Origin of the sequence: Achromobacter pestifer (assembly GCF_013267355.1) — a bacterium.
GTDB classification, from domain to species: Bacteria; Pseudomonadota; Gammaproteobacteria; order Burkholderiales; family Burkholderiaceae_B; genus Achromobacter; species Achromobacter pestifer_A.
Map to the genome: position 1 here is coordinate 5684023 of NZ_CP053985.1, position 19118 is coordinate 5703140.

Genomic DNA, 19118 nt, shown 5'->3' on the forward strand with positions numbered 1-19118 from the left:
CTTCCGAGGGTTTCAGAGCTTTTCGATCGCACGGCGGGTGTGGGTAATGTACGCCTGGGTCTCGGCCGGGTGTTGCGCCAGATCGTCGTCCTCCTGCCCCAAATAGATCCGGCGCGCCTTGTTCAGGACCTCGCGATACGGCGGGTCCAGCCTCTCCAGCAACCACGCCGCCGCAGCGGCCTTGGAGGCGATGCCGCCCGTGACAGCCGTGTACCAGATGCGCGCCAGCGCGAGGATGATGTGCTTTTCGTCGCCAGCCCAGTCTGCGGGCGTGTTCCACTGCGCAACGGTGTCCAGCAGCGCGCGTCTGAGGTCTTCGTGAGGTACGGGCTCGAGTACCTGGTCGGCTTGCGGGCCGACGATAGGGATGCTGTGTTCGCGCACCTTGGTGAGCAGTATGGCCAGGTCGTGGTCCATCATGGGCGGTTCCACGACGCCTGCCGTCAGATCCGTGCGCAACCACTCGCCGAACTGGAGTTCGCGCCTGGCCGGGTGGCGCCAGGGCACGATGTGTGCAAGCGCCAGCACGGTGACTTCGAGCGGGCGCAAGCGGGGCGATGCGCCGGGCGGGGCAGAGATCGCCAATAGCTCCGTGGCCAGCGTGCGCAGCACGGCCCCGTCCGGCGGCTGCGTCACGGTGACGAGCAGGTCGATATCGCTGTGGGGCTGCAGCCCGCCGTCCACGGCGGAACCGAACAGATGGATGGTGGCGAGGCCAGCGCCCAGATGCCGTTGGATGAGGCTGCTGGCCGCGGCGACCTGGGGGGCGATTGGGGGAGGAATGGGATGGGCCATGTATCGATAGTAGCCAAGATTGCGTGCCTGCCAGCAGGCCAGCGGCGCGCAGGCCATGGCTGCGGGGCCGGCACTGGTACTATGCCGGCGCAAGGCCCGAGCCCGATGATCCCCATGAGCCCAAGACAGGCAGCGATCAGCGCATGAACCAGACCCTGCAAGTCGAGGACGCCCCGCTTACCGAGGACGACATCCTGCTGCTGCGCAAATGCAGCCGCGGGAGACTGCTGATGGCCGTGTTCGGCGTCTTGGTGGTGCTGCTGTTGGCGTTTTCCGTGTTGACCTTTGTCGCGCTCGGTCTGTCCGATTGGCGCACGCTGGACTTCGGCGTGGGCGCGATGCTGCTGACGGCCATCACCGTGATGGGAGGGCTGGCGGTGTTTTTCGGGCGCAGGCTGTTGCGCATTCCACGAGGCTGGCGCAGCCTCGACCGGGCGCTGAAAGGACGACTGGCCAAACAGATCGTTTCAGGCCGGCTGACTTCATTCGGTCCGGGCGGCTCGACGCCGGGCGTGTGCTACGGATTCGGCGAGCAGCGCGTGGAGGCAGCCTTGCCGTTCTGGAACGAGATCGCCAGTGACACCCGCAGCGGGCACGGGCCCGTGACGGCCGTGGGCTTGACGGATCTGCCGGTGCGCCTGCACCTGCTGACCCTGCGGCCCGACGCGCCTGCCGTGCTGTTGCGGGCGGAGTACCCCATGAGCGCGGAGTCCCTGGTCGCCGTTGAGGAGATCAGCGATGCCGACCGCGCGGCGGTGCGCCGGGAGGAGTTGGATGCGCGCAAATTCATGCTCATATTTGCCCTCGTGCCGCTCGCGGGAGGGCTGTTTCTTCCGCCGCTGCTGTTCGTGGCGGCGATCTTCGCGATCCTGGCGATGCTGTTCGGCATGCGCAGCCGCAAACTGAAGCGGGGGATCTACAAGCATGGGGTGCGGGGCGTGGTCGAAGAGGCCGTGGTTTACCGGCTGCGCAGTCCCAACTCCTCGATCGTCTCGCTGGTCCACAACTACCGTATCGGCGGCGTGATGTATCGGGTTGAATATCTGGGCGACGTGGTCGAACCGGGCAGGCGCGTCGAGTTCGAGTTCCTGGATGCCGGCCTGAAGGGGCAAACCGGTTTGTTCTTCCGCGTGGACGGCGAGCCTGCGTAGGCGTCAATGAATCGGCGGGATTGCCATCAGTGGATGCCGCCAGGAAAAAGGAGAGTAGCGTGTCCGTACCCATAGACGTGTCCGGCGAGCCTGCGGGTTCAGTGAGCGAGGCAGGGCGTTATCAGCTGAGCCTGACCGCGCCGGGCAGCCATGTCTTCGCACGCGAAGCAGGGCGCGGCAATCTGATCATCGGCCCCGCCAGCATGGGCAAGAAGGCTGATCTGCACGTGGCTGGCGACGAGGCCATCAACTGGGCTGCATTTGAACCGTTCTCCACGCCTGCCGGCTCGCCGTGGCCGCGGCATATCGATTATTACGGCAACGACAGCGGTTTCTTCGGCTGGTCGCGGGATCGCGAAATCGAGCAGTTCAGCTGGGCGCCGGCCTACTCAGGCAGGCACGCCATTGACGCAGGCGCGGCAAGAATCGAGACGCTGCGCATCCGGCTGGACCAGGTGTCGGGGCATCTTGAAACCAGGTTGCCTCAGGTCCGTGACCTGGAGCTGTTTGGCGACCTGACGCGCATTGCCGTGGCGGGCGAACTGCCCGACATGTTGTTGCTGCGGCCGGCGCTGGGGCGCCGGACTGGCGCGGCGCCTTACGCCTTGCCCGACCTCGGCCCGCTGCAGGACGTGCGCGCACTGGCGCTGCACGGCGCGCCGCTGGGGCAGCCTATTTCGCTGCAGGGAATCGATCGCTTTCCGGCGTTGGAGAGCCTGTCGCTCTGGGGCGGCTTCAGCGGCTGGGAGGCGCTTGCCCGCCTGCCGCGCCTGACGAGTCTGGAGATCCGGTTCACGCCCGATCTGGACGGCTTGCCGGAACTGGCCAGTTGGCCCGCGCTGGACAGGTTCATCGCCTACAACGTCGACGAAGCCGCGGGCAAGCGCTTGAAGGCGCAGATGAAGGCGCGGGAGAAGGTCCGCGCATGGGGCGGTTACAACTCCGTCTCCCAGCTGCGCAAGCGGGAGTGGTGGCAAAGCGAATACGGCCGGCCTTTCTCGGGCTGGAACAGCCGCATGGCGAAGTCGGCGAATACGGCCTACGACACGGCCCGGTCGGCGCTGGAAAGCGCAAGCAATGCCGCCGAGGTCCAAGCTGCAATCTCCGCCTTTGCCAGCCACTTCAACGGCATGAAGGGCATCGAGACCACGGAGCGCGAAGACATCGGCGAGGCGGTATGGCAGTTCAGCCAGCTTGCCCGGGTTGAACGGCTGGGCCTAAGCGATGCGCAGACGCAGCGCTGGTTCGACGAGGCGAGGGATTACTGAGGCTTTGCTTCCCGCCCGGCGTTGCGGCGGCGCGTACATTGCTTCGCACAGGCTATTCTGGCAGTCGGACTCACTTTCGGAGCATCTCATGGAACCAAGAATCACGGTCATCACGCTGGGCGTCGAGGATCTGGAAAGATCGGTGGCTTTCTATCGCGATGGGCTGGGGCTGTCGACCGAGGGCATCATCGGCAAGGAGTTCGAACACGGCGCGGTCGCGTTCTTCGATCTGCAGAATGGCGTGAAACTTGCCGTGTGGCCGCGCGCGAGCATGGCTGCCGACACGGGCATTGCGCTGCGGCCGGGCGGCTCTCTTGAATTCACTTTGGGACACAATGTGCGTTCCAAGAGCGAGGTGGACGCGGTGATGCTGCAGGCCAGCGGCGCGGGCGCCAGCATGGTCAAAGCCGCGGGCGACACCTTCTACGGCGGCTACGCGGGCTACTTCATGGATCCGGACGGGCATTTGTGGGAAGTGGTCTACAACCCCCAAATGATGCCTCAGGAATAGCCGCGTATCGCTCTGTTACGGTGGCAATGGGCCGCTTCCCTTAAGCTGCGCCAGTCTCAATTCCGATGGAGCTGGCGCATGTTCAAGCCCTTGATTTCCGCGACGTCGATGGTTGCATTGTTGGCGGCGGGCGGCATGGCTCGAGCCCAGGATCTGGTCCTGCCTTCCATTCCCGAAGCGGCGGATGCGATCGTCGACATGCTGGCGGGTTCGGGCATGCCGCGGCCGTCCAAGGTCAAGCTGGGAACCTGCATCCCTGCGGTGGATGCCACGTATCCGGGCCAGGCCGCCTGCACGGTCGCGGTGACCCTGGGGGCCGCGGTCAGCGAGAACCAGATGGATTTCTACAAGCAGGACGGCAAGTGGAAAGCGCAGCCCAGCGTTTCCCAGGATAAGCTGCCGTTTCCTGATCCCAAGCTGGATTGAGAACGACCTCCGGCGTGGCGACGGGCACAGGCACTTCAGTGTGCTGCACAAGCCGCCGGAATTGACGCATGTCGTGATCGAGGAAATCGATACGGACAACTGGGGCTTCGGGGGAGTGACGACCACCGAGATGCGGGCGGGCAGGGCGCCGACGCCGGGCGCCAAACCGCAAAGCGGCGGCTAGGGACAACTCCCGTCGTGCCAGGCTCCGCCATGCCGCAGGCCTGTGAGCCGCAAGGGCTTTGGCGCTATTGGGGCTGACGCTCCAGCGCCATGGCGGGCTTTTGCAGCTTGCGATAGGCCAGAACCAAGCTCAGGGAAAACAAGGAAACCAGCAGCGCCGCCGCGGGCAGTTGCGGCAGCGCGTCCCGCGGGAAAACATAGGCCAACAGTGGAAACGCATACACGGCGGGCATGCGCATCTCGAACAGGCGCAGCAGCAGCCACATCAGCGCCAGGTCCAGCAAGACCACCGCCATCCAATCCTCGACCGTCAGATAGAGCGCCACGCCGACAGCGGCCGACAGGGTCAGCACCGCAGTCTGCTTGAACAGCATGCGCCACGAGTACATCTTCATGTGCAGGGACTCGTACACCACCACGGCCACCGGGGGCAGTACCGCCAGATGCGTATTGCCGGCGAGCGCGGCGAGGCCGATTCCGGCCAGGATGATCGCGGCATAGGCGGCCATCAGCCTGGGCTGGACGGAAGCGGTGCGATCCGTGCTGGCGTGCAGCCGTCCCAGCATCACGCCCAGCATCAGTAGCAGGGTGCTGACCACAATGGCGGCAATGAATGACGGCTCGGTGGCGTTGGTCACCACCGGCAAAAAGCCCGTGGCCAGCGCAGGCGCCAGGCTGTAGCGCAGCAGCAGGAAGAACAGCAGCATCGCTGCCAGGACGAGCGCCAGTTTGGCGGTATGGGGTATGGCCAGCAGGTTGATGCCGAAGCCCATCAAGGCCGTTGCCGTGGGCCAAAGAAAAACCTTCTCAGGATGGCGCATCCAGCCGGGTTCGCGGTAGACCCACAAGGCGACGGCCATGGCGGCGATCTCCGGCAGCACGATCTCGCGATCGTTCCAGAAGGCGGCGGCCGCAACCATGGCTGCGATGAACGCGAAGGCGCAGAAATACGACAGGCGTGCCTGGCGTGGCGTGAGCGTTGCGTGCTGCATGGCGGAACCCTTCTCGAAAATGCGCCTAGCCCGCTGCGCTACACCAGGCAGCCGGGGGAATACGATGGCGTCAGTTTCAAGCTTGACACAATGGGAAGGTCAAGCGAAGAGGGCGGAGGGGGCATTTCGCGGGCCCGTGCCGGGCCCGGCCGGATTACCCCTGCCGGCTCATGATGCTCAAAGCCACCGCTTCGGCGATCTTGATGCCGTCCACGCCCGCCGACAGGATGCCGCCGGCATAGCCCGCGCCTTCGCCAGCCGGGAACAGGCCCTGGGTGTTGATGCTCTGCAAGGTCTCGTTGTCGCGCTTGATGCGGATGGGCGACGAGGTGCGGGTTTCGACGCCGGTCAGCACCGCGTCGTGCATGCCGAAACCCTTGATGGTCTTGTCGAAGACGGGCAGCGCTTCGCGGATGGCGGTGATCGCGAATTCGGGCAGCGCGGTGGCCAGGTCGGTCAGGTGCACGCCCGGCGTGTATGAGGGCTGCACGGAGCCGAAATCCGTCGAGGCGCGGCCGGCGATGAAATCCCCGACCAGCTGGCCCGGCGCGCTGTAGTTGCGGCCGCCCAGTTCGAACGCCTGGGATTCCCATTTGCGCTGGAAATCCACGCCCGCCAGCACATGCTCGGGGTAGTCGACCTCGGGCGAGATCCCGACCACGATGCCCGCGTTGGCGTTGCGCTCGTTGCGCGAGTACTGGCTCATGCCGTTGGTGACGACACGTTCGGGTTCGGAGGTGGCTGCCACTACGGTGCCGCCCGGGCACATGCAGAAGCTGTAGACCGAGCGTCCGTTGCTGGCATGGTGCACCAGCTTGTAGTCCGCCGCGCCCAGGATGGGATGGCCGGCGTTCGGGCCGAAGCGGGCGCGGTCGATCAGCGATTGCGGGTGTTCGATCCGGAAGCCGATCGAGAACGGCTTGGCTTCCATGAACACGCCCTGGTCGCGCAGCATCTGGAAGGTGTCGCGCGCGCTGTGGCCGATGGCCAGCGCAACGTGGTCGGCCTCGATGTGCTCGCCGCTGGCCAGGGTCACGCCGGTGACGCGGCCGTTTTCCCGGTGCAGCGTTTCCACCCTGCTGGAGAAGCGGACTTCGCCGCCCAGCTTGGTGATGGTGTCGCGCATGACTTCCACCATGCCCACCAGGCGGAAGGTGCCGATGTGCGGCTTGCTGACGTAGAGGATTTCTTCCGGCGCGCCGGCCAGCACGAATTCCTTGAGCACTTTTTCGCCGTAGTGCTTGGGGTCCTTGATCTGGCTGTACAGCTTGCCGTCGGAAAAGGTGCCGGCGCCGCCTTCGCCGAACTGGACGTTCGAATCGGGGTTCAGGACTCGCTTGCGCCACAGGCCCCAGGTGTCCTTGGTGCGCTCGCGCACGGCCTTGCCGCGTTCCAGGATGATGGGCTTGAAGCCCATCTGCGCCAGGACCAGCCCGGCGAACAGGCCACAGGGGCCGGTGCCGATGACGATGGGGCGCTTGCTCAGGCTGGCAGGCGCCTGGGCGACGAACTTGTACTCGGTGTCGGGAGTGGGCTTGACGTTGCGGTCGTCGTGAAAGCGCTGGAGCAGCGCCGCTTCGTTCTCGACGTCGACGTCCAGGGTGTAGATCAGCAGGATGTTGTGCTTCTTGCGCGCATCGTAACTGCGGGAGGCGATGGTGTAGCCGCGCAGGTCGCTGGCCGCAACACCCAGTTTCTTGAGAATCGCGGTGGGCAATTCTTCGGGCGCGTGATTCAACGGCAGCTTGATTTCAGACAGTCGCAACATCTTTGGTCCAGATAAAGGGGCGAGCACAACGTCGCCAAGCGCGGATTGTACTGGAGCCGCAGGGGCGGCCTGGCCGCCACGTCCTGGCTGTTCTGGAAGGATATTTTGGATTTTCTGTCTCATTGAATTGACGATTTTGTTTTTATTTTGGTATTGTTGTCTCAATCAAAAACATCAATAGAGATTATTTTGATGATTTTTTGGAATTTCTTGAGACTTTAGCGTGGTGCTTGTCTCAAAATCCGCCGTGCAGGCGCACAGAATCCATAGGAACTTCCAGATGTTGCAACGCACTTCTCCCTGGATCACAGAAGACCTCGAACTGCTGGCTGATACCGCAGCGCGCTTCTACAAGCGCGAGGCGGTCCCCCACGAGCCACGCTGGCGCGCTTCGCACATGGTTGATCGCGACTATTGGTACAAACTGGGCGAAGCGGGGCTCTTGTGCGTGAGCATTCCCGAGACCTATGGCGGAGGCGGCGGGGACTTCAGGCACGACGCCGTGGTGATCCAGGAGCAACAGCGGGCCCAGGTCGGCGCGGGTTCGAACAATGTGCATTCGGGCATCGTCGCTCACTACATTCTTCAGTTCGGCACCGAAGAGCAGAAGCGGCGTTGGCTGCCCAGGATGGCGACCGGCGAGATGGTCGCTGCCATCGCCATGACGGAGCCTGGCGCGGGGACCGATCTGCAGGCCTTGCGGACCAGCGCGCGGCGCGAGGGCGATCACTATGTCGTCAATGGCTCCAAGACCTTCATCACCAACGGCTGGCATGCGGATCTGGTCTGCGTGGTGGCGCGCACCGGCAATGAGGCAGGCGGCAAGGGCCTGTCGATCATCGTCGTCGAAACCGCTGGGCAGCAGGGCTACCGGCGCGGCAATCTGCACGACAAGATCGGCCAGCACAGCATAGACACATGCGAACTGTTCTTCGACGACATGCGCGTGCCGTGCGCCAATCTGCTGGGCGCCGAGGAAGGCAGGGGATTCATGCAATTGATGAATCAGTTGCCGCGCGAGCGCTTGATCGTGGCGACCGGCGGCGTCGCGACGCTGCAGTTGGCGGTGCAGGAGACCCTGGCCTATGTGGCGCAGCGCAAGGTGTTCGGCGAGCCGTTGCTGAAGATGCAGAACACCCGTTTCAAGTTGGCCGAGTGCCAGACCATGGCCGCCGTCGCGCAGAGCTTTGTCGACGACTGCGTGCTGCGCGCGATGAAGGGCGAGCTGGATCTGCCCACTGCGGCCATGGCCAAGTGGTGGGTCAGCGACACGGTGTGCAAAGTCATCGACGAATGCCTGCAGCTGTTCGGCGGGTACGGCTACATGACCGAATACCCGATAGCGCGCATGTATGCCGACGCGCGCGTGGGGCGCATATACGGCGGCAGCAATGAAGTGATGAAGGAATTGATCGCGCGCGCGATGGAGCGCAGCGTGGTCGGCTGATTCCGGCCTATTGAACGACGATCGCACTGCAATACACCAACCCATAAGAGGAGACAAGCTGTGCAAATGCCACCGATGAAATTGTCGCGCCGCCAATTGCTGTGTCTGGGCGCTCTTGAACTCAGCGGTCTGGCGCGGGTTGCCGTGGCCCAGACCGATTGGCCCAGGCAGCCGATACGCCTGGTAATCCCTTTGGCGCCAGGCGGCGCGGCGGACGTGGCCGCGCGTCATCTGGGGGCGCAGATGCACAAGCTGCTGGGCCAGCCGGTGGTGGTGGAAAGCAAGCCGGGCGCCGACGGGGTGCTGGCAATGGCGGACGTGGCCCGCAGCAAGCCGGACGGCTACACCATCGGGCTGGCGACGGCCACGGGACTGTCCTATGCGCCCAACATCCGCAAGTCGCTGCCCTACGACGTGCTGAAGGATTTCACGCCCTTGTCGTCGTTCGTCACCTTCACCTTTTTCCTCATGGTGCACAAGAGCGTGCCGGGCAAGGACCTGGCGGAAGTCGTGGCGCACCTGAAGGCCAATCCCGGCAAGTACGCGTACGGCGCGTCCAGCTCCATGGCCATTCTGGCCACCGAGCAATTGATGGCGGACGCCGGCCTGGACCTGGTGCGCGCGCAGTACAAGGGCGAGGGGCCGATGGTGGCGGACCTGTTCAGCGGCCGTGTGCAGATTGCCTGGGCGACGCCGGCGGTGCTGCCTGCGCTGCAGAAGGACGGCAACACGCGGGCCGTGGCCGTGCTGCTGCCGGAGCGCAGCCCCTTGTTGCCGGACGTCCCGACGCTGGCCCAGAGCGGCCAGGCGCTGGTGAACGTGTCGCCATGGGGGGGCATGGTGGCGCCGGCCAATACGCCCAAGCCCGTGGTCGAAGCGCTTTCCAAGGCGTTGCGCGAGGCGATGACGGCGCCGGATCTGTTGAGCCAGGCTGGCTCAAACGGACTGATCGTCCGCGCCAGTACGCCGCAGGAGTTCGGCGATTTCCTGCGCCAGCAAAAGTCGGCCTGGGGCGCTGCCATCAAACTGGCCAAGCTGCCAGTCGAGCAATAGGCGGGCAGCGCCCTTCATTTGGCGTGGGCCGCGCAAAATGCCGTCGCGCACGCCAGGTAGCGAATATGAGGTACGTGCATGTCAAACCGCTATCCCCACGTTTTCGAGCCGCTGGACCTGGGCTTCGTGAAGTTGAAGAACCGCATCATCATGGGTTCCATGCACACGGGGCTGGAGGAACAGCCCGACGCCTACGAGCGCATGGCCGCCTATTACGCCGAGCGCGCGCGCGGCGGGGTGGGCGCCATCATTACGGGCGGCGTGTTTCCGAGCCGCGAGGCTGGCCGCGGATCGAAGCTCTCGACGCCAGAGGAAGCGGCTCAGCACAGGCTGGTGACCGATGCCGTGCATGCGGCGGCTCCCGACGTGAAGATCTGCATGCAGATTCTGCACACGGGACCGTTGGCCGACACGCCAGATTGCGTTGCGGCCTCGGCCGTCAAGTCCCGGGTTGGACGGTACACGCCGCAAGCGTTGACGCAGGCGGGCATCGGCAAGGTGATCGAGGATTACGCGCAATGCGCCCGCATGGCGCGGCTGGCCGGGTACGACGGCGTGGAGATCATCGGGTCGGCCGGTTACCTGATCAGCACTTTCCTGGTGGAAAAAACGAATCTGCGCACGGACTGTTGGGGCGGAGCATGGGAGAACCGCATGCGCCTGCCGCTCGAGGTGGTCCGCGCCGTGCGCGCCGCCGTCGGGGCGGACTTCATGCTGGTGTTCCGCATTTCGGCAATGGATATGCTGGAAGGGGGGCTGGCGTGGGAGGAGGTGGTTGCCCTGGCGCGGGCGCTCGAGGCCGAAGGCGTCGATATCCTCAGCACGCACTTCTGCTGGCACGAGGCGCCGGTGCCCACCATCGCCACCATGGTGCCCCGCGCCGCGTTCACCGGCGTGACCGGCCGGCTGCGCAAGGAGGTGAACATTCCGGTGATCACCAGCAACCGGATCAATATGCCGCAAGTGGCCGAGGATGTGCTGGCGCGCGGCGATGCCGATCTGGTCTCGATGGCGCGGCCGATGCTTGCCGATCCCGAACTCGTCAACAAGGCGAGCCAGGGCCGCGAGGATGAGATCAATACCTGCATCGGCTGCAATCAGGCCTGTCTGGATCACTCCTTCAGCGGTAGAAAGCAGGTGACTTGCCTGGTGAATCCCCGCGCCTGCAATGAAACCAGCCTGAGGATCGCGCCCGCGCCGCGCCGCAAGCGCATCGCCGTCATCGGCGCCGGGCCCGCCGGCCTTGCCTTCGCCACCACGGCCGCGGAGCGCGGTCATGACGTCACCTTGTTCGAGAGGGGGGCGGAAATCGGCGGCCAGTTCAACCTGGCCAAGCGGATTCCAGGCAAGGAGGAGTTCCACGAAACGCTGCGCTACTTCAGGCGCAAGTTGCAAACGCTGGGCATCGCGCTGCGTCTGAACACGGCTGCCGACGCAGCCATGCTGAAGGCGGAGGGTTTTGAAGAGATCGTGGTGGCGACCGGCGTCAGCCAGCGCATTCCCGATCTGCCGGGCATCGACGATGCAAAGGTCGTGCCGTATATCGATGCCATCCTGGGCCGCAAGCCCATCGGCAGGCGGGTGGCCATCATGGGCGCCGGCGGCATCGGCTTTGACGTGGCGACCTTGATCACCCATGAGGGCATATCGGCGGCGCTCGAGATCGACGTCTTTGCCCGCGAGTGGGGCATCGATTTCAAGAACCATCCGCGCGGCGGCGTGAGCGGAGTGACGCCCGTCGTGACGAAGGCCGACCGGGAGGTGTGGCTGATGCAGAGAAAGACCGATGTCCTGGGCAAGGGTCTGGGCCGCACCACCAGATGGGCCCACCGCATGGCGCTGCAGCGGCGAGGCGTGCACATGGTCGCCGGCGTCGAGTACGGAAAGATCGATGCCCAGGGGCTGCACACCCGGGTTCACGGCGTGCCGGAACTGTTCCGTGTCGATACCATCATCGTATGCGCCGGCCAGACGCCGTTGCGCACCTTGTTCGACGATCTGCAGGGCGCGGGCATGGCGGCACGTCTGGTAGGCGGCGCATACGAGTCAGCCGAACTCGATGCCAAGCGGGCCATCGACCAGGCCACCCGCGTGGCTGCGGAAATATAAGAGAGCGGGCGCGGGCTTGCGCCCGTGCCCGCCAGGTCTTTCCCAAGCTTGCACCGTTCAGCGCGTGTACTGTTCCATCAACAGACGCTTGTAGAGCTTGCCGTTCTCGTGGCGCGGCAGCCGGGCCACGAAATCGACGCTGCGCGGACATTTCAGGTGGGACAGATGGGCGCGGCAGTAGTCGATGAGGGCCTGTCCCAGTTCCGGGCTTGCGGCGCGCGGATCGTCCAGTTCCACCACGGCCTTGACCTCTTGCCCGAACTCGTCGTTGGGCACGCCGATGACCGCCACGTCGCGCACTCCCGGGTGGCCGGTCAGCAGAATTTCCACTTCCTGCGGATAGATGTTGACGCCGCCGGAGAGGATCAGATCGGTGCGCCGGCCCGACAGATAGAGGTAGCCGTCGGCATCGACGTGGCCGATGTCGCCATACGAGGCGCGGCCTTTCTCGTCGTAGGCCGCGGCGGTCTTGGCGGGGTCGTTGTGGTATTCGAAGCGCGGTGCGCCGGAGAAGCAGATGAGCCCCTGCTGTCCGGGAGGCAGGTCCTCGCCGTCGGGGCCGACGATGTGCACGACTCCCAGCGTGGCGCGGCCCACCGAACCGGGCCGGGACAGCGCTTCGTAGCTGCCGATGGCCGTCAGGCCTATGGCTTCGGAGCCGCCGTAGTATTCGGTGACCACCGGACCCCACCATTCGATGATGCGGCGCTTGACGTCGGCCGGACAGGGCGCCGCAGCATGGATGAACATCTGCATGCTCGACACGTCGTAGCGCGCGCGGACTTCCTCCGGCAGGGCCAGCATGCGGATCATCATGGTTGGCACCCATTGGCTATGGGTGGCCTTGTAGCGGTCCACCAAGTCCAGCGCCCGTTCGGCGTCGAAGCGCTTCATCACGACCACCGTGCCGCCTATGTCGAGCACCCGGTGGCCATGGCGTATCGGCGCGGCATGATAAAGCGGCGCGGGCGACAGATAGATGCTATCGCGTGTATAGGCATAGGAATCGCGCCAAGACGCGAAGTCGTAGGTTTCCTTGTAGCGGTCCGCGTAGGGTGTAAGGGGCCGCCGTATTCCCTTGGGCCTGCCGCTGGTGCCGGACGAATACAGGAACTCGCGTCCGACCGCGGGAGGCGGCGCCGGCAGCGAGGCGCCATCAAAGCGCGCTAGCTGCGGTTCCAGGGAGCCGGCCCCGGATGCGTCCCTGCCGGCGACGTAGCACGGAATTGCCTGGCCGCCGGCTGCGGCCGCCTGGCCGGCCAGTTCTACCAGTTCGGCCGTGGCCACAATGACGCCAGCGCCGCAGTCCTGCAGGACGTAGGCGATTTCCGCCGGCTTCAGATGCGGGCTGATCGGCGTCAGGTAGAGTCCTGCACGGCGTGCGCCCCACAGCACTTCGAAGAACTCGAAGCCGTTCTCCATCAGCATCGCGATGCCTGAGCCCGAGGGCAGGCCCAGCGACAAAAGCCATTGCGCCACCTGCGAAGAGCGGCGATGCAAGTCCAGATAACGCAGCGGCTCTGGGGTGTCCTCCAGCCATACCGCCGGCTTGTCTGGCTGCTCCAGCGCCCAGCGCTCCAAGTTGTCATACATTGCCTTCAGTCTCCTATCGTTCTTCTTATCGCGCGGTCTTTGCCGCATGATTGTCCTTGCATGGTCTCCGTCATGGGCAGGGCGTGCGGCATGACGGGAATGCGCAGGGCTGTGGCTTCCTATTTGCCTGTCCAGACCGGCTTGCGCTTTTCCGCAAAGGCGGAGGCGCCTTCGCGCGCATCGGCCGAGGAAAACACGGGGGCCGTCAAGGCGCGTTGGCGTTCGAACATTTCCGCGGTGCTCCAGTCGACGGACTCGGCGACGACCTGCTTGCTGACCGCGACCGCCAGCGGGCCGTTGGCGCCGATCTCATCGGCCAGCGCCAGTGCGGCATCCAGCGCCTGGCCCGGGTCCGCCAGGCGGTTGATCAGGCCATACGCATGCGCCTGCCTGGCCTCCAGCATGTTGCCGGTCAGCGCGTACTCCATGGCGATGTGATACGGAATGCGGCGCGGCAGGCGCATCAGGCCGCCAGCGGCGGCCACCAGGCCTCGCTTGACCTCGGGCAGGCCGAATTTCGCGGCCGTCGACGATACGATCAGGTCGCAAGCCAGCGCCAGCTCGAAGCCGCCCGCCAGCGCATAACCCTCGACGGCCGCGATCAGCACCTTGCGCGGCGGCTTTTCGGTCAGGCCGCCGAAGCCGCGGCCGGGCAGGCTCGGACGCTTGCCTTCCAAGAAGCCTTTCAGGTCCATGCCGGAGCAGAAGGTGCCGCCAGCGCCGGTCAGGATGGCCACGCTCAGGTCGTCGCGGCTTTCCAGCTGGTCGAGCGCGGCCGCCAGGGCGGTTGCGGTCTCGAAGTCCATGGCATTGCGCGCCTGAGGCCGGTTGATGGTGATCAGCAGCGTGTTGCCGCGGGTTTCCAGTTGCAGTGTGTCGCTCATCAGTGAGACTCCTTGGTTATGCCGGATGCGGTGCTGGCAGGTTCAGCGCGGCGCCATGCGGATGGCGCCATCAAGGCGGATGGTCTCGCCATTGAGCATGGGGTTCTCCAGGATATGCAGCGCGGTGGAGGCGAATTCGTCCGGCGCGCCCAGCCGCGCGGGATGGGGCACCATGGCGCCGAGCGAGGCGCGCACGTTCTCAGGCAGCTTGGCCAGCAGCGGCGTGTCGAACAGGCCGGGAGCGATGGTGCAGACACGGATCGCGCGCTGCGCCAGGTCTCGCGCCGCCACCAGCGTCATGCCGATGATGCCTGCCTTGGCCGAGGCATAGGGAATCTGCCCGATCTGGCCTTCGTAGCCTGCGACCGACGCGGTCAGCACGCAGGCGCCGCGCTCGCCGTCCACCGGCTCATTCTTCGCCATGCGGGCGGCCGCCAGACGCAGCGTGTTGAAGGTGCCGATCAGATTGATGCGCACGATGGACTCGTACTTTTCGAGCGAGCCCGGCGAGCCGTCCTTTTCCACCAGGCGCACTGGCCCCCCCAGCCCGGCGCAATGGACCAGGGCGCGCAGGGCGCCCAGCGATTCGGCGGCGTCGCAGGCCGCGTTCATCTGCTCGGGGTTGCAGACATCCGCCTTGACGAAGCGGACCTTGGCGCCGAACTCGTCGGCCACGGCATTGCCGCGTTCTTCATTCAGGTCGACGACCACCACGCCTACGCCGCGGTCCACCAGGCGGCGGGTGCTGGCCAGGCCGAGGCCGGAAGCGCCGCCGGTCACGATTGCGGACATGTTTTCGAGTTTCATTGCTTGTCTCCTTGATTGGGGGTCTGCCATGCAGGGGCAGGCCCGCGCCAGTGGACGCGGACCCGTGCAGACGAGTGCGCCGGTTTACAGGCGTTCGATGATGGTGGCGTTGGCCATGCCGCCCGCTTCGCACATGGATTGCAGGCCGTAGCGGCCGCCGCTGTCTTCCAGCGCGTGCAGCATGGTGGTCATCAGGCGCACGCCCGATGCGCCCAGCGGATGGCCCAGCGCGATCGCGCCACCGCGCGGGTTCAGGCGCGCGGCGTCGGCGCCGAGGGCGCGCTGCCAGGCCAGCGGCACGCAGGCGAAGGCTTCGTTGATTTCGTAGTGGTCGATCTGGTCCAGCGTCAGGCCGCTCTTCTTGAGTGCGCGCTGGCTGGCGGGGATGGGCGCGGTCAACATCAGCAAGGGGTCGTCGCCACGGACGTCGAACGAGACGAAGCGGGCGCGCGGCTTGAGGCCCAGGCGTTGCGCCATGGATTCACTCATCAGCAGCATGGCCGAGGCGCCGTCGCTGATTTGCGATGCATTGCCCGCCGTCACGTTCCAGCCGATCTGGGGAAAGCGCGCGCTCAGTTCGTCGGTGCGAAACGATGCCTGCAACGTGCCCAGCTTTTCCACCGAGGTGCCGGGCCGGATGGTTTCGTCGTGCTCGACCACGCCGTTGGGCGTGATGATGGGCTGGATTTCGCGGCGGAAGGCGCCGTTTTCGCGCGCGGCGGCGGCCAACTGGTGTGAGCGCGCCGAATAGCTGTCCATCTCCTGGCGCGACAGTTCGTACTTGGCCGCCACCAGTTCGGCCGAGACGCCTTGCGAAACCAGGCCGGGAGCGTAACGCGCCAGCATGGAGGGGCCGACCGGATTCTGGCCGATGCGCGCCGAGCCCATGGGCACGCGGCTCATCGACTCGAGGCCGCAGGCGATGACGACCTCATAGGCGCCAGCCATGATGCCTTGCGCGGCGAAATGCACGGCTTGCTGGCTGGAGCCGCAACGGCGGTCGACGGTGGTCGCGGGCACATGTTCGGGAAATCCTGCCGCCAGCCATGCCACCCGGCCCGGCCCCCCCGATTGTTCGCCGGCCTGGGTGACGCAGCCGGTGACGACATCGTCGACCAGGCCCGGATCCAGCTTGTTGCGTTCCACCAGACCCTTCAGGACCTGCGCCAGCAGCTCGGTGGCATGCAGATCGGTGAAGGCTGATCCTGGCTTGGAGCGGCCCATCGGGCTGCGGATGGTGTCGACGATGACGGCATGTTGCATTCAAGTCTCCGTATTGCTTTTAATGAGATTGCAGTATTGAAATTCGCCTTTTACTAGTCCTTGTTTGGGATTATCATATTGAAAAACGAGAAAGTAAACCCAAAATAATATATTCGTGACCAAAAACACGTAGGGCGATACACTTGTTTCGAGACTCGGGTATCAGAAAACCACACTTATCCATACACATGCTCAATTCTTCAGCTATGACGGACAACGAAGGCGATGCGCGGCTGGTAAGCGCATTGGCGCGAGGCATTTCCATCCTCAACTGCTTTACCCCGACGGCGCAGGAACTCAGCAGCCGGGAGTTGATCGAGCGCACCGGCCTGGCCAAGCCCACCTTGTTCCGGCTGCTCGATACCCTGTGCGAATTGGGTCTGCTGCGCTATTCGGAGCGGCTGTCCAAGTACGTCCCGGGAGTGGGCATGCTCAATATGGCCGCGCCCGCGCTGGCCCGCATGACGGTGCGGCAGCTGGCGCGGCCCTTGATGCAGGAGCTGGCCGACTATCTGGGCGGGCAGGTCCAGCTGATGCTCGGGTACGGCAATGCGCTGACCTATGTGGAAATCGCCCAGGGCCTGGGCAGCCGCCTCTATCGTCCCGAGGTAGGCACGCACGTTTCCATGTCGCGCACTTCCTCCGGCCGCGCCTATCTGTTGACGATGTCCGAGGCTGAGCGAGCCAGCTATCTGGACCAACTCAAGGCGGCGGACCCGGAGCGCGAAGCGCTGCTGCGCGAGCGCCTGGCCGATGCGGCGCGCGATCTGGAAGAACACGGCTTTTGCCGCGGGCACCGCGACTTGCATCGCGAGGTCGAAGGCATCTCGGTGCCCATGCGCATCCGCCGCGACAACGAGGCCTGGTTATTTTCGGCGGCGCTGCCGGTCTTCAGTCAGCAGAGCAAGCTGCTGATCGAGGACGTGGGGCCGCGGCTGGTGAGCCTGGTCCGCAATGTGGAAGGGTCCCTGGGGGTGGCGGGCTAGGCGTCCGCGCGGGCCGCACGCCGGCTTTCCGGCCACAGGATTTTCGCGGCCATGCCATCCTGCCGGTAGGTGTGGCATGAGTCGAGCAACTGCGGTTTCGGCATGGGCTGCGCGTCTGCGCTGCTCCCGCCAGCCTTGTGCGCGCTGCGCTCGCCGCGTTTGATCGCCAGGATGGTCTGCATGGCGGTCGTGGCCATCGGTCCCAGCAGTTCCGTCAGGTGGGTGCAGCCCCGGACGCCGCCAACGATGCTCTTCACCTGTTGACGGAAGCCGCTTCGAATCTGCAATCCCTTCAAGGCTGAGTACGCGGGCTCGATGGCCGCGCAGTATGGGGTCGGGGCCGTGGGGAGCCGCGCTTGCAGGTCCTGGATCACCAGGTCTCGATCCACCGTCATGATCACCCGCATGTGGTGTATGGCGCCGCCCGCCGGCACGACCTTGAAGAGCAGATCGGTGTCCGCGGCACTGATGTCGTGCAATTCGGCCTCGATATCGAACAAGCCATCGCTGCGCTGGTATCCGGTGCAATGCACGCGGCGCGTGTGGATGGTCTTGCGGCTGGGCGCGCCGGAACTTGTCGGCAGTGCGTTCCTGTCGTTGCTCATGCGCGCTGGTCCGTCGACGCGCCGGCGGACCAGGCGGAGTCGGGTTTGTCGCCTCGCAGCAACGAGACGATCTGCGCAGTATGCTGGCCGCGCGCGGGTATCGTCCCGGGCGTCCTGGCGTGGCCGTCGAAGCGCGGCGCCGGCCTGGCCTGCAGGTGGCCTTCCGTTTCGAAATAGACGTTGCGGGAGATCATGTGCGGATGGCGCGCGGCTTCCGCTGGACTGAGCACCGGTGCAAAGCACACGTCCGTGTTCTCGAGCACCGCGCGCCATTCGTCGCGGCTCTTGCTGGCGAAAACCACGCTCAGGTGCTGCTGCAGTTCGGGCCAGCGCTGCCGGTCCCATTGCCGGGCAAAGCGCGGATCCTCGAGCAGGCCCAGCTTCTCCAGCAACAGGCCATAGAACTGCGGCTCAAGCGCCCCGATAGTGATGAATTCGCCATCCGCGCAGCGATAGGTCGCGTAGAAATGAGAGCTGTCGTGCACGTTCTCTCCGCGCGGTCCCGTCACGAGTCCTTTTTTGCGGGAGGACAGCAGCAGCTGCATCATGTGGGCCGACCCGTCGACGATGGCGGCGTCGACCACGGTGCCTTTACCCGTGGCGCGCGCGTTCAGGATGCCGGACAGTATTCCGACCGCAAGATAGAGGGCGCCGCCGCCGATATCGCCGACCATCGTGATCGCGGAGGAGGGCGGCTCCGATGGGCCGCCATGGTAGTAGAGCGCGCCCGACAGCGAGATGTAGTTGTTGTCGTGTCCCGCAGCCTGAGCCATGGGCCCGGTCTGCCCCCAACCGGTCATCCGCCCGTATACCAGGCGCGGATTTTTCTGCATGCAGACATCGGGGCCGAGTCCCAGGCGTTCCATGACGCCAGGCCGCATGCCTTCGATCAGGGCGTCCGCGCCTTCGATCAGGCGCAATACGATCTCGCGGCCTTCCTGGGTCTTGATATCCGCGACGACGGAGCGTTTTCCGCGATTGAGCACATTTCCCGCCGCCGGGGCCGCGCCCGGTTCGCCGGGCGCGGGACGTTCGACCGCTATCACTTCGGCGCCGAGATCGGCCAGATGCATTGCGCAAAATGGTCCAGGACCGATTGCCGAGATTTCCACGATTCTGATGCCGGCCAGCATGGTGCTCCCTTTCATTGCGGTCTCATTAAACGAGACGAAAAATCCAAAAAACGCTATCAGATACCGATTATTGTCAGTTTTTATGGCTCTTGCAATTGAAAACGAGACGATGGTCTTGATGGGAAAAGTCTTCCGATGGTTGAT

Annotated in this window: 18 protein-coding genes; 9 read left to right on the forward strand and 9 right to left on the reverse strand. The window is 65.0% G+C overall.

The window, feature by feature from the left end:
• Positions 1–12: 12 nt before the first annotated feature.
• Positions 13–795: an aminoglycoside adenylyltransferase family protein gene (locus FOC84_RS26915; RefSeq protein ID WP_173147641.1), complete on the reverse strand. Its 783-nt coding sequence runs from the start codon at positions 793–795 to the stop codon at positions 13–15.
• 143 nt (positions 796–938) lie between these two features.
• Between FOC84_RS26915 and FOC84_RS26920 the strand changes: the two genes are divergently transcribed.
• The 5 genes from FOC84_RS26920 to FOC84_RS26940 all read left to right on the forward strand — a co-directional run bounded on the left by FOC84_RS26920 (position 939) and on the right by FOC84_RS26940 (position 4335).
• On the forward strand, positions 939–1946 hold the full coding sequence (locus FOC84_RS26920; protein ID WP_173147643.1) for a hypothetical protein: 1008 nt from the start codon (positions 939–941) through the stop codon (positions 1944–1946).
• Positions 1947–2005: 59 nt separating this feature from the next.
• Complete coding sequence (locus FOC84_RS26925; RefSeq protein ID WP_173147645.1) at positions 2006–3214, forward strand: hypothetical protein; 1209 nt, start codon at positions 2006–2008, stop codon at positions 3212–3214.
• A gap of 88 nt (positions 3215–3302) precedes the next feature.
• The gene (locus tag FOC84_RS26930) at positions 3303–3725 is read left to right on the forward strand and encodes a VOC family protein (protein WP_173147647.1); all 423 of its coding nucleotides are present in this window, start codon (positions 3303–3305) and stop codon (positions 3723–3725) included.
• 78 nt (positions 3726–3803) lie between these two features.
• Positions 3804–4151 carry a hypothetical protein gene (locus FOC84_RS26935; RefSeq protein ID WP_173147649.1) on the forward strand — a complete coding sequence of 116 codons (348 nt, stop codon included), beginning with the start codon at positions 3804–3806 and terminating at the stop codon, positions 4149–4151.
• 40 nt (positions 4152–4191) lie between these two features.
• On the forward strand, positions 4192–4335 hold the full coding sequence (locus FOC84_RS26940) for a tautomerase family protein (protein WP_254241795.1): 144 nt from the start codon (positions 4192–4194) through the stop codon (positions 4333–4335).
• Between the two features lie 64 nt (positions 4336–4399).
• Here the strand turns inward: FOC84_RS26940 and FOC84_RS26945 are convergent, their stop codons facing one another.
• Positions 4400–5326 (reverse strand): hypothetical protein, encoded by a 927-nt coding sequence (locus tag FOC84_RS26945; RefSeq protein ID WP_173147651.1) that lies wholly within the window; start codon positions 5324–5326, stop codon positions 4400–4402.
• Positions 5327–5480: 154 nt separating this feature from the next.
• On the reverse strand, positions 5481–7094 hold the full coding sequence (locus tag FOC84_RS26950) for an NAD(P)/FAD-dependent oxidoreductase (RefSeq protein ID WP_173147653.1): 1614 nt from the start codon (positions 7092–7094) through the stop codon (positions 5481–5483).
• A gap of 280 nt (positions 7095–7374) precedes the next feature.
• Between FOC84_RS26950 and FOC84_RS26955 the strand changes: the two genes are divergently transcribed.
• From FOC84_RS26955 to FOC84_RS26965, 3 genes are all read left to right on the forward strand, one after another.
• Positions 7375–8541, forward strand: a complete 1167-nt coding sequence (locus FOC84_RS26955) for an acyl-CoA dehydrogenase family protein (protein WP_173147655.1) — start codon at positions 7375–7377, stop codon at positions 8539–8541.
• Between the two features lie 66 nt (positions 8542–8607).
• On the forward strand, positions 8608–9594 hold the full coding sequence (locus FOC84_RS26960) for a Bug family tripartite tricarboxylate transporter substrate binding protein (protein WP_173147657.1): 987 nt from the start codon (positions 8608–8610) through the stop codon (positions 9592–9594).
• Between the two features lie 78 nt (positions 9595–9672).
• Complete coding sequence (locus tag FOC84_RS26965) at positions 9673–11703, forward strand: NADPH-dependent 2,4-dienoyl-CoA reductase (RefSeq protein ID WP_173147659.1); 2031 nt, start codon at positions 9673–9675, stop codon at positions 11701–11703.
• Between the two features lie 57 nt (positions 11704–11760).
• On the opposite strand, the gene FOC84_RS26970 is transcribed toward FOC84_RS26965, so the two are convergent.
• The 4 genes from FOC84_RS26970 to FOC84_RS26985 all read right to left on the reverse strand — a co-directional run bounded on the left by FOC84_RS26970 (position 11761) and on the right by FOC84_RS26985 (position 16250).
• On the reverse strand, positions 11761–13296 hold the full coding sequence (locus tag FOC84_RS26970; protein ID WP_173147661.1) for an AMP-binding protein: 1536 nt from the start codon (positions 13294–13296) through the stop codon (positions 11761–11763).
• A gap of 119 nt (positions 13297–13415) precedes the next feature.
• Positions 13416–14180 carry a crotonase/enoyl-CoA hydratase family protein gene (locus FOC84_RS26975; RefSeq protein WP_173147663.1) on the reverse strand — a complete coding sequence of 255 codons (765 nt, stop codon included), beginning with the start codon at positions 14178–14180 and terminating at the stop codon, positions 13416–13418.
• Positions 14181–14222: 42 nt separating this feature from the next.
• Positions 14223–14987, reverse strand: a complete 765-nt coding sequence (locus tag FOC84_RS26980) for an SDR family NAD(P)-dependent oxidoreductase (protein ID WP_173147665.1) — start codon at positions 14985–14987, stop codon at positions 14223–14225.
• A gap of 84 nt (positions 14988–15071) precedes the next feature.
• A complete protein-coding gene (locus FOC84_RS26985) occupies positions 15072–16250 on the reverse strand; it encodes a thiolase family protein (protein ID WP_173147667.1) in 1179 nt (392 codons plus the stop codon).
• A gap of 206 nt (positions 16251–16456) precedes the next feature.
• Between FOC84_RS26985 and FOC84_RS26990 the strand changes: the two genes are divergently transcribed.
• Positions 16457–17236 carry an IclR family transcriptional regulator gene (locus tag FOC84_RS26990; protein WP_173147670.1) on the forward strand — a complete coding sequence of 260 codons (780 nt, stop codon included), beginning with the start codon at positions 16457–16459 and terminating at the stop codon, positions 17234–17236.
• On the opposite strand, the gene FOC84_RS26995 is transcribed toward FOC84_RS26990, so the two are convergent.
• On the reverse strand, positions 17233–17841 hold the full coding sequence (locus tag FOC84_RS26995) for a DUF2889 domain-containing protein (RefSeq protein ID WP_173147672.1): 609 nt from the start codon (positions 17839–17841) through the stop codon (positions 17233–17235). The two genes, FOC84_RS26990 and FOC84_RS26995, sit on opposite strands and share 4 nt — an antisense overlap.
• Complete coding sequence (locus tag FOC84_RS27000) at positions 17838–18974, reverse strand: CaiB/BaiF CoA transferase family protein (protein ID WP_173150428.1); 1137 nt, start codon at positions 18972–18974, stop codon at positions 17838–17840. The genes FOC84_RS26995 and FOC84_RS27000 overlap by 4 nt, the downstream gene beginning before the upstream one ends.
• Positions 18975–19118 lie beyond the last annotated feature (144 nt).

Coding starts and splice junctions, on each gene's coding strand:
- FOC84_RS27000 (WP_173150428.1), bottom strand. CDS start 18,974: ATGCTGGCCGGCATCAGAATCGTGGAAATCTCGGCAATCGGTCCTGGA.
- FOC84_RS26975 (WP_173147663.1), bottom strand. CDS start 14,180: ATGAGCGACACACTGCAACTGGAAACCCGCGGCAACACGCTGCTGATC.
- FOC84_RS26970 (WP_173147661.1), bottom strand. CDS start 13,296: ATGTATGACAACTTGGAGCGCTGGGCGCTGGAGCAGCCAGACAAGCCG.
- FOC84_RS26960 (WP_173147657.1), top strand. CDS start 8,608: ATGCCACCGATGAAATTGTCGCGCCGCCAATTGCTGTGTCTGGGCGCT.
- FOC84_RS26945 (WP_173147651.1), bottom strand. CDS start 5,326: ATGCAGCACGCAACGCTCACGCCACGCCAGGCACGCCTGTCGTATTTC.
- FOC84_RS26980 (WP_173147665.1), bottom strand. CDS start 14,987: ATGAAACTCGAAAACATGTCCGCAATCGTGACCGGCGGCGCTTCCGGC.
- FOC84_RS26965 (WP_173147659.1), top strand. CDS start 9,673: ATGTCAAACCGCTATCCCCACGTTTTCGAGCCGCTGGACCTGGGCTTC.
- FOC84_RS26920 (WP_173147643.1), top strand. CDS start 939: ATGAACCAGACCCTGCAAGTCGAGGACGCCCCGCTTACCGAGGACGAC.
- FOC84_RS26985 (WP_173147667.1), bottom strand. CDS start 16,250: ATGCAACATGCCGTCATCGTCGACACCATCCGCAGCCCGATGGGCCGC.
- FOC84_RS26995 (WP_173147672.1), bottom strand. CDS start 17,841: ATGAGCAACGACAGGAACGCACTGCCGACAAGTTCCGGCGCGCCCAGC.
- FOC84_RS26950 (WP_173147653.1), bottom strand. CDS start 7,094: ATGTTGCGACTGTCTGAAATCAAGCTGCCGTTGAATCACGCGCCCGAA.
- FOC84_RS26990 (WP_173147670.1), top strand. CDS start 16,457: ATGACGGACAACGAAGGCGATGCGCGGCTGGTAAGCGCATTGGCGCGA.
- FOC84_RS26915 (WP_173147641.1), bottom strand. CDS start 795: ATGGCCCATCCCATTCCTCCCCCAATCGCCCCCCAGGTCGCCGCGGCC.
- FOC84_RS26935 (WP_173147649.1), top strand. CDS start 3,804: ATGTTCAAGCCCTTGATTTCCGCGACGTCGATGGTTGCATTGTTGGCG.
- FOC84_RS26955 (WP_173147655.1), top strand. CDS start 7,375: ATGTTGCAACGCACTTCTCCCTGGATCACAGAAGACCTCGAACTGCTG.
- FOC84_RS26930 (WP_173147647.1), top strand. CDS start 3,303: ATGGAACCAAGAATCACGGTCATCACGCTGGGCGTCGAGGATCTGGAA.